This is a genomic window from Flavobacterium sp. LK-23, from assembly GCF_058135255.1.
The window spans coordinates 88,891-103,569 of sequence record NZ_JBYUVT010000014.1; the positions used below are offsets into that span (position 1 = coordinate 88,891).

At 33.7% G+C, this 14,679-nt stretch carries 13 protein-coding genes; 6 read left to right on the forward strand and 7 right to left on the reverse strand.

The window, feature by feature from the left end; translation table 11 throughout:
* The first annotated feature begins 20 nt into the window (after nt 1-20).
* From lysS to AC3Y25_RS18295, 6 genes are all read left to right on the forward strand, one after another.
* Nucleotides 21-1,721 (forward strand): lysine--tRNA ligase, encoded by a 1,701-nt coding sequence (gene lysS / locus AC3Y25_RS18270; RefSeq protein WP_489903722.1) that lies wholly within the window; start codon nt 21-23, stop codon nt 1,719-1,721.
* An 87-nt stretch (nt 1,722-1,808) separates the two neighbouring features.
* On the forward strand, nt 1,809-3,158 hold the full coding sequence (locus AC3Y25_RS18275; protein WP_489903723.1) for an AAA family ATPase: 1,350 nt from the start codon (nt 1,809-1,811) through the stop codon (nt 3,156-3,158).
* Nucleotides 3,155-3,649: a hypothetical protein gene (locus AC3Y25_RS18280; RefSeq protein ID WP_489903724.1), complete on the forward strand. Its 495-nt coding sequence runs from the start codon at nt 3,155-3,157 to the stop codon at nt 3,647-3,649. The genes AC3Y25_RS18275 and AC3Y25_RS18280 overlap by 4 nt, the downstream gene beginning before the upstream one ends.
* Nucleotides 3,650-3,665: 16 nt before the next feature.
* Nucleotides 3,666-3,800 carry a hypothetical protein gene (locus AC3Y25_RS18285; RefSeq protein WP_489903725.1) on the forward strand — a complete coding sequence of 45 codons (135 nt, stop codon included), beginning with the start codon at nt 3,666-3,668 and terminating at the stop codon, nt 3,798-3,800.
* 349 nt (nt 3,801-4,149) lie between these two features.
* Nucleotides 4,150-5,295: a S1 family peptidase gene (locus tag AC3Y25_RS18290; protein WP_489903726.1), complete on the forward strand. Its 1,146-nt coding sequence runs from the start codon at nt 4,150-4,152 to the stop codon at nt 5,293-5,295.
* An 81-nt stretch (nt 5,296-5,376) separates the two neighbouring features.
* Nucleotides 5,377-8,184 (forward strand): DUF2135 domain-containing protein, encoded by a 2,808-nt coding sequence (locus AC3Y25_RS18295; protein ID WP_489903727.1) that lies wholly within the window; start codon nt 5,377-5,379, stop codon nt 8,182-8,184.
* Between the two features lie 100 nt (nt 8,185-8,284).
* On the opposite strand, the gene AC3Y25_RS18300 is transcribed toward AC3Y25_RS18295, so the two are convergent.
* The 7 genes from AC3Y25_RS18300 to AC3Y25_RS18330 all read right to left on the reverse strand — a co-directional run bounded on the left by AC3Y25_RS18300 (nt 8,285) and on the right by AC3Y25_RS18330 (nt 14,675).
* Nucleotides 8,285-8,881 carry a hypothetical protein gene (locus tag AC3Y25_RS18300; protein ID WP_489903728.1) on the reverse strand — a complete coding sequence of 199 codons (597 nt, stop codon included), beginning with the start codon at nt 8,879-8,881 and terminating at the stop codon, nt 8,285-8,287.
* A gap of 27 nt (nt 8,882-8,908) precedes the next feature.
* Nucleotides 8,909-9,928: a 2-hydroxyacid dehydrogenase gene (locus AC3Y25_RS18305; RefSeq protein WP_489903729.1), complete on the reverse strand. Its 1,020-nt coding sequence runs from the start codon at nt 9,926-9,928 to the stop codon at nt 8,909-8,911.
* Nucleotides 9,929-9,941: 13 nt separating this feature from the next.
* Entirely contained in the window at nt 9,942-10,196 is a 255-nt protein-coding gene (locus AC3Y25_RS18310) for a DUF6755 family protein (protein ID WP_095928740.1), read from the reverse strand.
* A gap of 18 nt (nt 10,197-10,214) precedes the next feature.
* On the reverse strand, nt 10,215-10,724 hold the full coding sequence (locus AC3Y25_RS18315) for a QcrA and Rieske domain-containing protein (protein ID WP_489903730.1): 510 nt from the start codon (nt 10,722-10,724) through the stop codon (nt 10,215-10,217).
* Between the two features lie 11 nt (nt 10,725-10,735).
* Nucleotides 10,736-11,305, reverse strand: coding sequence for a 4Fe-4S dicluster domain-containing protein (locus AC3Y25_RS18320; RefSeq protein WP_379799107.1), 570 nt, complete (start codon nt 11,303-11,305; stop codon nt 10,736-10,738).
* Nucleotides 11,306-11,324: 19 nt separating this feature from the next.
* A complete protein-coding gene (locus AC3Y25_RS18325; RefSeq protein ID WP_489903731.1) occupies nt 11,325-13,541 on the reverse strand; it encodes a molybdopterin oxidoreductase family protein in 2,217 nt (738 codons plus the stop codon).
* An 84-nt stretch (nt 13,542-13,625) separates the two neighbouring features.
* Nucleotides 13,626-14,675: an MFS transporter gene (locus AC3Y25_RS18330; protein WP_489903732.1), complete on the reverse strand. Its 1,050-nt coding sequence runs from the start codon at nt 14,673-14,675 to the stop codon at nt 13,626-13,628.
* Nucleotides 14,676-14,679 lie beyond the last annotated feature (4 nt).

Consider the following 14,679-nt stretch of genomic DNA (forward strand, 5'->3'; position numbering starts at 1 on the left):
CTTAAAAAAATAAAGCAAAAATGGCATTATCAGAACAAGAAATCATCAGAAGAGAAAAACTTCAAAACTTACGCAACTTAGGAATCAATCCTTATCCAGCTAATCTTTTTCCTGTAAATCATACATCTAAGCAGATAAAGGAGTCATTTGAAGAGGGTAAGAAGGTTATCGTTGCGGGTCGTTTGATGAGTGTTCGTGATCAGGGTAAAGCGTGTTTTGCTGAGTTGCAAGATAGCGAAGGACGTATTCAATTGTACGTAAATCGTGATGTATTGTGTGAAGGTGACGATAAAACTTTATACAACCAAGTATTCAAAAAATTAACCGATTTAGGAGATTTTATTGGCATTGAAGGTGAATTGTTTACTACACAAGTTGGTGCAAAATGTATTCGTGTTTCTGGTTTTACTTTCTTGAGTAAAACTTTACGTCCGCTTCCGTTGCCAAAAGTTGACGAAGAAGGAAATGTTCACGACGCATTTAATGATGCTGAGTTACGTTACAGAATGCGTTACGTAGACTTAACAGTAAACCCACAAGTAAAAGAAACGTTTATTAAGCGTACAAAATTATTTACTGCAATGCGTGGTTATTTTAACGACGCTGGATATTTGGAAGTTGACACTCCGGTTTTACAATCCATTCCTGGTGGAGCTTCGGCAAGACCATTTATTACGCACCACAACTCGCTTGATATTCCGCTTTACATGCGTATTGCAAATGAGTTGTACTTAAAAAGATTAATTGTTGGTGGATTTGAAGGTGTTTATGAGTTCTCTAGAAACTTCCGTAACGAAGGTATGGACAGAACGCATAACCCTGAGTTTACTGCAATGGAAATATATGTAGCTTACAAAGACTACAACTGGATGATGGAGTTTGCTGAAGGTTTATTAGAGCATTGTGCGATTGCTGTAAATGGTACAAGCGAAGTTACTTTTGGCGAGCACAAAATCAACTTTAAAGCCCCTTATGCACGCGTTACCATGACAGATTCCATCAAACATTTTACAGGTTTTGATATCTCTGGAAAAACAGAACAAGAATTGTTTGAAGCTGCAAGAGGAATGGGAATCGAGGTAGACGAAACAATGGGTAAAGGAAAATTAATTGATGAGATTTTTGGAGCTAAATGTGAAGGAAATTATATTCAGCCAACTTTCATTACTGATTATCCAAAAGAAATGTCTCCGCTTTGTAAAGAGCACCGCGATAATCCAGATTTGACGGAGCGTTTTGAATTAATGGTTTGCGGAAAAGAAATTGCAAATGCATATTCTGAATTAAATGACCCAATTGATCAAAGAGAGCGTTTTGAAGATCAAATGCGTTTGGCTGCAAAAGGTGATGATGAAGCAAACGGAATTATCGACGAAGATTTCTTAAGAGCTCTTGAATACGGTATGCCTCCTACTTCTGGAATGGGAATTGGAATGGATCGTTTGATTATGTATTTAACAAACAACGCTTCGATTCAAGAAGTTTTATTGTTCCCACAAATGCGTCCTGAGAAAAAACAACTAATTGAACTTTCTGATGAAGAAAAATTCATTGTAGATTTATTGAAAGGAAATGATAATAAAATGGATCTTCAGCAATTAAAAATTACTGCAAATTTAAGTGGTAAAAAATGGGATGCATCTATGAAAAACTTATCTAAACACGGTTTGACTAAAGTTGCTGTTGAAGGTGAATTTAAATTTGTGGAATTGGTGGGATAGATTCCTTTAAAATCATACAAAATTTAAAAAGGAGCTTTTATTGAAGCTCCTTTTTCATATATAAATATTTTCCTTAATTTTGAAAACATGGAAAGAGCAAAACTTATTGTTAAAAATTTCGGGCCTCTAAAAGATATCAATATTGAAGTTAGAGAAATGGTTACTTTTATTGGAGCACAAGCTTCGGGAAAAAGTACTTTGGCAAAACTGATTTCGATATTTGAAGATGAAAAATTCAGAAGAGATGATATTATATCTTTTGAAGAAGAATTAAAAAAATATAATATTCTTTCATATTTACAGAAAGAAACATTCATTGAATATACTAATTACAATAGCCAACTTCGATCTACAACTCCTTTCTTTCTAAAATATTCATCAGAAACTTTCATAAAACAAACTCCGGCGCATCTAATTGAAATGTATAAAGAAGTTAAAGATGATCCTCTTCTAATTTCTAATAAACATGGGGCGAATGAAAAATTCAAATCTTTAATAAAAGGGAGTCTCTATTACTGTAAATTTTATGATAAAGATTTTAATAAAAATATATATAACCTATTTCCGCTAAAAGAACAAAAAGAAAAATTTAAAGACTTTTTTTTCAATGGTTCTAAAGAAATTTTAAATGAAATACACATTGATGAAATTTTATCAATTTTAGGAAAAGAACACGTTTTTGAAAATTACTTATACTTGTATGAGGCTTTAGTAGAAATATTTCCTGCTATTTTTCTATATGATTCTATCTATATCCCAACAGAAAGAAATATTCTCCAAATAATCCAAACAAATATTTTAGGTTTGATTAATAATAACATCCAAATTCCTAAATACTTATTAAACAGTGGGCAAGAATATGAAAAAGCAATCAATACTATAACTGAATTACCTCTTCGAATTATTGATAATAAAATAAAATATAGAAGAGAAGGACAAAGTTCGTTTATCTATCATAATGAAAATGAAAAAGTTAATTTATTAGAATCTGCTTCAGGTTTACAATCAGTAATTCCAATTTTACTTTTAGTAGAGTATTCAAAATCATTAAAAGAAAAATACAATTTCAATTTTGTTGTTGAAGAACCTGAATTAAACTTATATCCAAAAGCACAACATGAATTAATTAAATACTTAGTTAAAAATTGTTTATATGAAAGAAAAAATTTAATTCTTACAACTCATAGTCCATTTGTTTTAGCATCAATAAACAATTTATTATTGGCTCATGATAAGGGACAAAAAAAACCAAAAGAGGTAAACAAAATTATAAAGAAAGAATCTTGGCTTAATCCTAAAAATTTTATTGCTTACGAATTGAAAAATGGAAAAGCAAAAAAGATTATGAATGATAAATTAGGACAGATTTCTGAAAATATGATTGATGGTGTTTCAGATGCTTTTGCAAATGAATTTGATAAATTGCTTGATCTATGATTCAACGTTTAATAGAAGCATTTCCTGAAATTGAAGTAAATTGCTTAAAAAAGATTAATGACAAGCATACCTTTGTCTTTGAAGATAATCCCGTTTTATTGGTTTCTGTAAAAGAACCTTGGCATTTGCATATTGAAAACAAATCAAATAATGAATTTTACTTTATTCAAAATGATGATTGTGTAATGCAAAAGGTTAAAGGTGGCCAATGTGATTATGTTATTTGTAATAATAAAGATGTCTTTTTTACAGAAGTTAAAGTTGCCAAAGGAAATCAGGCAAATCACAGAAAAGATGCTTATTCTCAGTTAGAAAACACATTTAAACATTATTCAAATTTGATAGATTTTAATCCATACAGCCTTAATGCTGTCGTTTGTTTTCCAAGTAAAAGAAGAATAATAAAGGCAAGCACCTCCACAAAAAGAAAAGAATTCAAAGATTCATACAAATTAAATCTTATTGAAAGTAATTATATTTCATTTGATTAATAACAAAAACTTAAAGATGAATAATCAAGAAATTTATCAATTTGATGAAGACGAAATAGACATCATTAGACAAAGTGAAGAAGATATAAAATATGGCAGAGTCATTTCTCAAGAAGATTTAGATAGAGAAGACCTAGAGTGGCTTTCTTAATTTATGCAACAAACCCGACAGGTTTTAAAAACCTGTCGGGTTTCTTTTTTTAAACGAATACTTCTTCCTATCACCATTTAAAACAAAAATCAAAACTTATTTTTAAAAAACTGAAAAACAACACTTTACTTTTTCTAAATTGTTTTACAAGAAAATACTTTCACAAGCCTTGCTATACCACTAAAAAACAAAACAAAATTTGGTTAACATTGAATATGCAATTGATTTTGTTTTTGCTTTTTTTTAGCAAACAAATTACTACATTTGAAGAAAAAATAGGCTTTATATAAAGTCTATTTTTTTTTAATCCCAAACCCATTCAATTAACATTTTTCAACCAATCCTTTAAATGAAAATTAGAAAAATCGCCCCAAACGAAGACTTAGAAACAACAGTCAACAAAAAAAGAAATCGTTACAAAATTGCTATCATCGCTGTTATCTTTATTTCAGCCGCTGGCTTTTTAGGATTTAAATATTTTACTCCTAAAAAAGAAGCTGTTTGTTTAGGCACAGATACCAAAATCTACGATACCTACAAAAACGCCGTTGTACTTGTAAAGCATAAATATGGCTATTTTGCTAAAATTAATGGAAAAGAAATTCCGCTTAATGTTGAGGATGCTAAGGACGAAACCATTTACGGAACAGGCTTTTTTGTAGATACAGAAGGAGACATGATTACCAATAGACATGTTTTACAGCCATGGAATTCAACTGAAGAAGAAAGTGAGAAAGTAAATACTACTATTCGAAATCTGCGAATGAAAATTGCTTCTATCCTTACTACCGATGTTTCTGAAGATGATTATGAAAGTTTTATTAGCAACAATTGGTCGCATGCTTCAGTCTCATATGACGAAGGTGAAGGAGAGGGAGAATATGAAGAATCGAGCGAAGAAACTAGTGAGTCAGCGGGTGAAGAATTTGTTAGTTCTAATGAAACAGAAACAGATACATCGCAAGTATCAACTGATATCGCAGCATCTATTCCAGTAAAAGAATATGTTTCTGCAGAAAATATCGAAGTATATGTAAAAACGGTAGATATTCAAGTTGCACTTCATAATTCTGATAGCGAATGGATTAATTGCGAAATGAAAAAAGTTTCCGATGACAGCAATATTGATTTAGGCATTTTGCAAGTAGCTGATCATAAAACTCCTAAAACCGTTACCAATATTATAAGTCTTGATAATATTGTTGACAATGACACCTCTCTAGCTCCAGGGCAAAAAGCGATAATGGTGGGCTATCCGATGGGAATAGATTTGGCACAAACCAATTCTGGTATAAAAGTGCAGCTTTACAATGGTCAAATAAGTAAAGAATCTGATGGCAACAAAATTCAATACAGTATAACTTCTACACATGGTGCTAGTGGATCGCCTGTTTTTAATGAATGTGGTCAACTTATTGCAGTTAATTTCAGTGGATTCGATCAGGTTCAGGGTTTCAACTTTGGAATTGTAGCTAAGCATATTCAAGCGCTCTAATTTTAAAAACCAAAAAAAAGACGCTTAAATCTAATCGGGTTTTCACATTTCCAATCAAATAAAAAATCGACTTAATCAATTATGAATAATTTTTTTAGCATCTGTGCACTACTGTTCTGTGGTGCCGCTTTTTCACAGATTCCAACTCTGGATGTCGAAAATCAGAAAAAAAATTCGGTAATCTTACAGGAAGTAAAAATTGAAACCAAAATTCTAGGAAATCTTGCCTCAACTACAGCTACTTACACATTTTACAATCCTGGGGACAGAATTTTAGAAGGAAATTTTACCCTTCCGTTGCCAGAAGGAGTAAGTGTCAGTGGTTATGCTTTAGACATTAATGGAAGCCTAAGAGATGCTGTTCCTGTTCCAAAAGAACGAGCTAAAGAGGTATTTGAAAGTATTGAAAAAAGAAATGTAGATCCAGGTATTATTGAAAAAGTAGCTGGAAACAATTTTAGAACTAGAATTTATCCCATTACAGCTAGAGGCAGCAGATTTATTAGAATTACCTACAATCAGGAATTGAAAAATTCGGCTACTGATTATCAGTATTTTTTAAGCTTTGCCAATGCGGTTAATATCCCAAAATTTAATCTGAAAGTAATAGTTAATGAAAGTTTAGCCACTCCTAAAATTACGGAAAATCCAGATGGAAGTTTTACTTTTCAGAAAAAAGGGAATCAATGGATTGCTGAAATTAATAAAGTAAATTTTACGCCAAATGAAAGCCTTAAAGTAGCTATTCCAAAAGTAAAAGAATCGTCAAATGTGATGCTTCAAAAAGCTTCTGACGATAAATCTTATTTTGCGGCAAGTGTTGCGATGAATTTCCCTGTAAAGGAAAAAACAAAATCTCAAAAAATTGCTATTATTTGGGATAATTCATTTAGCGGATCAAAGAGAGATCGTCAAAAAGAACTGGACTTTCTTAATGCGTATTTTTCAGACAACAAGAATGTTGCAGTCTCTTTTGTCCTTTTAAATAATACCCTTGAAAAAACAGAAGAATTTACTGTTTCTGGAGGAAACTGGAATGCCTTAAAAGACAGAATTCTTAATCTGAAATATGATGGCGGAACCGACTTTAGTGCTTTAAAAGAAATTTCATCTATAGACGAATATCTTTTATTTTCTGACGGAATTTCAAATTTTGGAGATTTAACTTTAAAATTCAAAAAACCGGTCAACACTGTAACGAGCACACCAACTTCTGATTTTAATCTGCTGAAACTTTTAGCATCACAATCTGGAGGAAATTTTATCAATCTTAACGAATTAGACACACAATCTGCTTTAAAAACATATAAAAGGCTTCCTATTTTATTTTTAGGTTTTAAAGAAACAAATACGCTTCAAGAATTGTTTCCAAATGTTGGAACCGCAGTAAACGAACCAGTGAATATATTTGGAATTTCCTCTTCAAACTTGAATAAACTTACTGCTGTTTTTTCAGTGGGAGATAAAAAATTTGAAGTGCCTGTAGATTTTACTAATGCTGTACAAGTAGACAATTGGCCTCTTGCACAATTTTGGGCGCAAAGAAAAATTAATGATCTTGAACTTAACTCAACACAAAACAGCGATGAAATTAGAAATCTGAGCGAACAGTTTGGAGTTGTAAGCAAGAACACTAGTCTTATCGTATTGGAAGATGTTAATGATTATGTTCGTTTTGGCATCACACCTCCACAGGAATTATTATCAGAATACAACAGAATCGTTTCGCAAAACAAAAAACAAATCTTAGAAAAAAGAAGAAATCTTCTATCTAAAGCTTTTGATAAAACACGAGAATTGACAACTTGGTGGAACAGTGAATTTAAGCCTACAGAAAAAAAACAGTACCCTACCATTTCTAAGCAGTCACAAAAATTGTCGTCGGCAGAAGAAAGTGTTGTTAGCGATAATGCTGTATATTCTGCAGAAAGTAGAGCAGGCGATAAAAAAACAGCTACAGGTAAAATAACTTTGGTAGATGTAGAAAGTACTCAAGAGTATATGAAAGATTTTCAGTCTTTACAATCACCTGAATTGATTTACCAGAAATATCTTGAAAATCGTCCGAAATACGAGAAACAGGTAACGTATTATTTTGATGTTTCTAAATTGCTTTTCAAAAAAGGAGACAAAGCTCTTTCTTTAAAAGTTTTAAGCACACTGGCAGAACTTGATTTGGAAAACGAAGAATTGTACAAAACGATCTCTTACTTATTGAAACAAAGAGGTAATTATGAAAAAGAATTGTGGATTACCCAAAAAATTCTAGAATGGAGACCGTTTGATCCTCAAAGCCACAGAGATTATGCATTGGCTTTGGTAGACAATAAAAAACCTCAAGAAGCTCTTAATATCTACAAAGGTATGCTGTATCAGGAATATACCGATGAGATTTCTGTGAGGGATAATGGTATCGAAGAAATTTTGATTATGGAAATCAATAATATTCTGAGTCAAAACAAGAATGTTGATGCAAGCAAAGTTGATGATCGTCTAAAAGCAAATCTTCCAGTCGACATTCGTATTGTTATTAACTGGAATAAAGACAATACAGATATAGATCTTTGGGTAACAGACCCAAGAGGAGAAGATTGTTCGTACTCGCATAGATCTACAGAAATTGGAGGAAGATTAAGCAACGATTTTACTCAAGGTTTCGGCCCTGAACAATTTTTACTTAAAAAAGCGATCAAAGGGAAATATAAAATCAAAACGAATTTCTTCGGTGAGAGACAGAATATTCTTTCTGGACCAACCACTGTAATGGCAGAAGTTTATCTTTACTATTCTGATGGCAGACAGGAACGAAAAATTGCTGTTTTCCAGAGTCAAAAAGAAAACAAACGCGAAAGTGATAGTAAAATTCTAATTGGAGAATTTGAGTTTTAGAAAAACATAAAAAATCCAAGATTTAAAAATTCAAACTCCAAAATTAGGATTTATAATATTTCAAACCCGACAGATTTCAAAATCTGTCGGGTTTTTTATTTTAAAACAAATACTTCTCCAATTTTTTCCCTTGAATATCCAAAACCTTTGTGCTTTCTTTTGGAATATCACCTTTTATAACTTCTTGAACTGAAGGATTAGATGGATATTTTCCACCTTTCATTTTTAAAAGATGAAATTTTCCTCCGCTTTCAAATATCAGATCATAAAATTTTTCTGTTGATGAGGTAGTTACATAAATTGGAAAATCGGTTACAGAGAAACGATTAATCACAGTTCCGTCATTCTTTAAAATATAACCTGAACAGCCTCCGCTTCCGCAGAAATAAGAATTAGAGAAACCAACAAAATATTCCTCTTTCTTATCGTTATTTAAATCGAAAGCTTCATAGTAGAAAGATCTGTCTTCTTTTGTCATTGCGGGTAAATCTTTCTCCAATAAAATCAGCAATTGTTTTCGAATTAATGCTACTTCTTTATTATTTTTTTCGGAAACTTCACTTAAATCGGCCGTTCCGCCAAGAGTTTTAGACAAGGTATCTTGAACAATTGTTTTTACAATATTTTTTGAATTGTCTTTGTTTTGGCAAGATGATAATACCAAAATTATAATTAAAATCAGAAATCTATTTTTCATAATCTGATGTTTTAAATTCGCGATCGATTACACTAATAATGCTGCTTTATTTTCAATATCATTCTGCGTCAATAATGATTTTATATTATTGAAAGTCACCAATGCAATTTGAGTTAAAGCTTCGTTGGTAAAAAATGCTTGATGCGCTGTTACCAATACATTCGGAAAACTCATTAAACGCTGAATCGCATCGTCTTGAATAATGTCTGCCGATAAATCTCTAAAGAACAATTTTTCTTCTTGTTCGTAAACGTCAATTCCTAAATAACCTATTTTCCCTTCTTTTAAGCCTTCAATAACCGACGATGTTTCTATTAATCCGCCGCGGCTCGTATTGATGATCATAACACTGTCCCTCATGAAAGTAAGTGAAGTTTTATTGATTACATGTTTCGTCTGATCGTTTAATGGGCAATGCAACGAAATAATATCGCTCGCCTTGAAGATCTCTTCTAAACCAACAAAAGAAACGCCGTCTTTTTTCATTTCATCACTTTCAACAATATCATACGCCAAAACTTTACAGCCAAAACCTAATGCTATTTTAGAAAATGCTTTTCCGATATTTCCTGTTCCTATAATTCCAATTGTTTTTCCGAATAAATCGAAACCTAATAATCCGTTTAAAGAAAAATTCTGTTCGCGAACTCTATTATAAGCTTTATGTGTTTTTCTGTTTAAAGTTAAAATCATTGCCATAGCATGTTCGGCAACCGCCTGAGGAGAATATGCGGGAACACGGCAAACTTTTATGTGGTGTTTTTTAGCCGCTTCTAAATCGACATTATTAAAACCAGCGCAACGTAAAGCAATGATTTTTACTTTTTTTTCTGCTAATTGTTTAATAACCGTTTCGTTTACAATATCATTTACAAAAACACAAACAATCTCGCATTCTTCGATTAAAGCAACAGTCTGCGGATTTAACTGTGTTTCAAAAAAGTCCAGCTGAAAACCAAAATCTTCATTGTATTTATTGAAAAACGTTTTGTCGTAAGGCTGGGTCGAGAAAAAAGCGATTTTTTTTGCGCCAAGATTTGAGCTCATAATAGTGAATTATTTATGTTTTATTATTTCTAAAATTCCCTTTTGGCAGATAATACAGCCATCCAAAACCAATTAAAAATAAAATAAGCGAACCTATAAATGCTGGAATCAAAATCTCTTTATTATTATCTAATGCATTGTTTAAAGCGGCATACAACAACCAAATTTGGATGCTTACATTTAAGATTAAAACAAATATTAAAGTAGAAAGAATAACATTCAACTTATTTGGATTTGCCTGATTTTGGCTTTTTCTAAATGTACTCATAATATATTTCTTAAACAATTAACTCGCTTTATTTTCAAAAGCTTTTACAAAAATCTTTTCTCCTTTCAAAACCACTTCCAACTGAGGCAACGCTCTTGGCGGAGGTCCTGCAATAACATCTCCGGTCAAAGCATCAAAAGAACCTTCATGGCAAGGACAATGAATAATTCCTGTTCCCGGTTTGTAATAAACGGCACACGAAAGATGCGTGCATTTTTGCTCAAAAGCTCTAAACATGCCACTTTCTAAATGAACTAAAATATACGGAATGGCACTTCCTTCAATCACAAAACCTCTCGTTCCGCCTAACGGAATATCTTTTACATCGCATACAAAATGTTCGCCCACTACTTCATCAGCTGGCAGTAAATAGGCTTTTGCCGCAACCAGTCCGCTACCCACCATTAAACCACCAGAAACCAGCGTAAGGAATTTAGCAAAATCACGTCGGCTAACTTGTGTAGATTCCTGCTTTTTATAAGGAAAATCTTTTTTCCAATTTTCTTTTAAATTATCTTCTTTAGACATGGATTTTAGATTTAGAATATTCGTAATTCGTTGCTTCCCTTAGGCATCATGATATTTACTTTTGTATTTACGCGCTCTTTTCCAAATAAAAATGAATTTACAGGCGTACTATTTGGACGCATTTCTTCGATTTGAGCACGAGTACCATAAAATAATGCACCGCTCGGGCAAACCGTAGCGCACATTGGCTTTTTGCCAACGCTCGTTCTATCGTAGCACATATTGCATTTCATCATTAAATCGTATTCTTCCATTTTTTTTGGAACTCCAAACGGACAAGCCATCACACAATTGGAACATCCAATACAGCGTTCTGTATTTGCAGTATGAACCACTCCAAATTCGTCTTGCGAAATTGCATCGGCTGGACAAACATTGGCACAAACTGGATCTTCACAATGCATGCACACCTGAACTGTGGTCTGAATGGTAACGGCACGTTCTACATAATTAACATGAATCATCGATTCCTGACCATTGGTTTCGCATTCCGAACAGGCCATCTCACATGCTTTGCAGCCTATGCATCTTTGTAAGTCTACAAAAAACTCTTCGTTTTTATTATAATTGGTTAAATTCATAATTGTTGCTTTTTATAGATTAAACACTTGCATAAGCATTTGATTTGTCTGATGAATTTTCGATTTCTCCCAAAGGTTCCAGCTTGCAAGCACAAACTTTGAACTCTGGAATTTTAGAAATAGGATCTAAAGTTCCCGGCGTTAACTGATTGGCAGATTTTTTCCCTGGCCAATGATACGGTACAAAAACAGTATCTTTTCGGATGGTTTCTACAATATTGGCTGGGAAAATTCCTTCGCCTCTTCGCGTAGAAACTTTCACTAGTTCTCTCTGCTGAATATTATATTTCTGAGCCATTTCCGGATGAATTTCCAACAACGGTTCTGGAAACTGATCTACCAGTTTTCCGATTCTTCTTGTTTGTGTTCCGCTTAAATACTGAGATACAACTCGACCCGTAGTTAATATTATCGGATATTCTTCATCTGTAATTTCGCCTGGCAATTTATACGGAGCAGGATTAAAATGTGCTTTTCCGTCTGGAGTTGCAAACTTTTTATCTTCCCACAATCTTGGCGTTCCAGGATGATCTTCGGTTGGACATGGCCAGAAAACGCCCATATTATCTTCTACTTTTTTATAGGTAATTCCGTTGTAATCGGCAGTCCCCCCTTTTGAAGCAATACGTAGTTCATTAAAAATGGCTTCGCTGTCAGCGTAGGTAAACTTATCTTCCTCCCCTAACCTTTTGGCCAATTCTAATAATATTGAAGTATCTGTTCTGGCGTCTCCCGGAGGTGTTACGGCTTGCCGAATTCGGATAACTCGTCCTTCAGCTGAAGTTGTTGTTCCTTCCTCTTCTTCCTGCAATGAACCCGCTAAAACAATATCCGCATGACGGGCAGTTTCATTCAAAAAGAAATCTATCGCAACATAAAACTCTAATTTTTCAAGAGCAGAACGCACATAATTATTGTTTGGAAGAGATACTAACGGATTAAAACAAATCGAAATCAATCCTTTTATTTCACCGCTGTGAATTGCTTCTATAATTTCATAAGCTGTAATGCCTTTATGTGGCATATCTTCTTCCTTAATTTTCCAGACATCGGCAATGTATTTTCGATGATCCATATTTTCGATATCACGGTTTCCAGGCAGCTGATCACATTTATGACCGTGCTCTCTTCCACCCTGACCATTTCCTTGTCCGGTAATCGTTCCGTAACCGCAATAGGGTCTTCCAATTCTTCCAGTTGCCAAAACCAGATTAATGCATCCCAAAACATTATCGACACCTTTTGAGTGATGTTCGATTCCTCTTGCGTGAAGTAAAAAACTCGTTTTAGCTTTTCCCCATAATTCGGCCGCTTCTTTAATTTTTTCTTTTGCAATTCCTGTAATCTCTTCGGCCCATTCTAACGTATATTCTTTTACAGCATCAATCGTTTCCTGAAATCCTGAAGTATGATTATCAATAAAATCATGATCTAACATATCGTGATCTACGAGATATTTCAGCATTGCACCATATAAAGCAGAATCAGTTCCTGGCCTTACATCCAAATAAATATCGGCTGTTCTCGCTAACGGAATAACACGCGGATCGACAACAATCAGTTTTGCACCTCGATCTCTGGCTTTCCAAATCCAATGGGTTAAAGTGGGAAACGTTTCGCTGATATTCGCTCCAGCCACTATAATAACCTCAGCATATTCTAAGTCAGAATAATTGTTTGAAGCGCGGTCTAAGCCAAATGCCTTTTTATTTCCTGCGCCAGCACTTACCATGCAAAGGCGTCCGTTGTAATCTAAATTTCTTGTTTTTAAAGCCACTCTGGCGAATTTTCCAACCAAATAACTTTTTTCATTAGTTAACGAAACTCCAGATAACATCGAAAACGCATGTTTCCCATATTTTTCCTGAATTCTTTTGATTTCAGAAACGGTTTTATCCATTGCTTCATCCCAAGTGGTTTGTTCAAAACCTTTGCCTTCCACTCTTTTTATCGGATGCAATAATCGGTCGGGATGATTGTTCTGCATATAGCGCTGAACACCTTTTGGACACAAACGCCCTTCGTTGAACGGAAATTCCATCCAAGGCTCAAAACCAACCACTTTATTGTCTTTTACAGATAATTGAATACCGCACTGCATGCCGCAGAAACAACAATGTGTTTTAACCGTTTTATCTGGTTCATCACGTCCTGAATACCCTTCTTTTGGCGTATAATTCAGATGCGGACCAAATGCTTCAATTATTTTTTCAGTTGATACAGGTAGTTTTGCCATGATTTTTTTGTTATTTTTTGGTTTCAGGTTTCAGGTTTCAAGTTCTGCGACGAAACTTGAAACTTGAAACCTGAAACTATATTTTTATCCAAATAAATTTCCGCCTTCAATTCTGGCTTTTAAATGTGCTTTTGCCAAACGATCTCGTTTCCCTTCGGGACTTAAATCCAAGTGTGAATTTCCTTCATCATCACTAAAGTCAAAACCTAATTGTTTTGTTACTATTTTTAAATCGTCTATATGAAGCTGTGTTGTAAAAGGCTTTCCTGTTTCTTTACAAATTGCCATTCCTTTTTTCATTCCTTCCTTTTTGTAAATATGCGCACCAATTTGAGCCGGTCGCTGAATGATGTGGAAGAACTTTCCAAAGGGAATCCATATCAAAAACATTATAACCGTTACAGCATGAATTACGGCTAGAAAATCATACGCGAATCCTTTCATAAACTGATACGAATACGTTAGGCATAATCCAGTGACCGAAATAGCAATTAATAAAAGAAGTGGCAGTAAATCGCCTTCAAAAGTCTGTGTGGCAATTAATCCTGGATTGGTTAAACGTCTTCTTAAATAATAAAGAGAACCGAAAATAACCAGATAAGAAGACCAGTTTAAGGCATGGAAAGTCAAAAATGCCATAATAGAATCCAATCTGAAATCCATTACTTTAAAACCAAAAAAATGAGCTTCGTAAACGGAAATGGAATTGGGTGCCAAAGTAAAATGGATCCATCCAAATGTGAGCGGGAAAGTAATAGCAAAAGCAGAAAAACAGCCAATTGCAATACAAAAATGGGCCAGCCATCTGTATTTTCCTCTTGGATAAATGAATTTCTGAAAAGCGATATTCTGAACTGATTCTTTTCCTAAGAACCACAAATGCGAAAATACTTTTCCTGTAAAGAGAAAATGAATTCCGCGTTTGAAATACATCCAAGTTGGCGGGCGTTGCAGCCAAACCGTATAGCGATACACAACTCCGAAAAATGCAAACAGAGTTCCGAACAGATAGGTAACCAAAGCCGCATCAAAATTTTGCAGTTTTCTTGATCCATAGAAAACCAATACGACCATAAAAACCGAAGCGGCCGTTGCAATTAATAAAGCTTTTGTATTAAATGTTTTTTCTTTCATGACA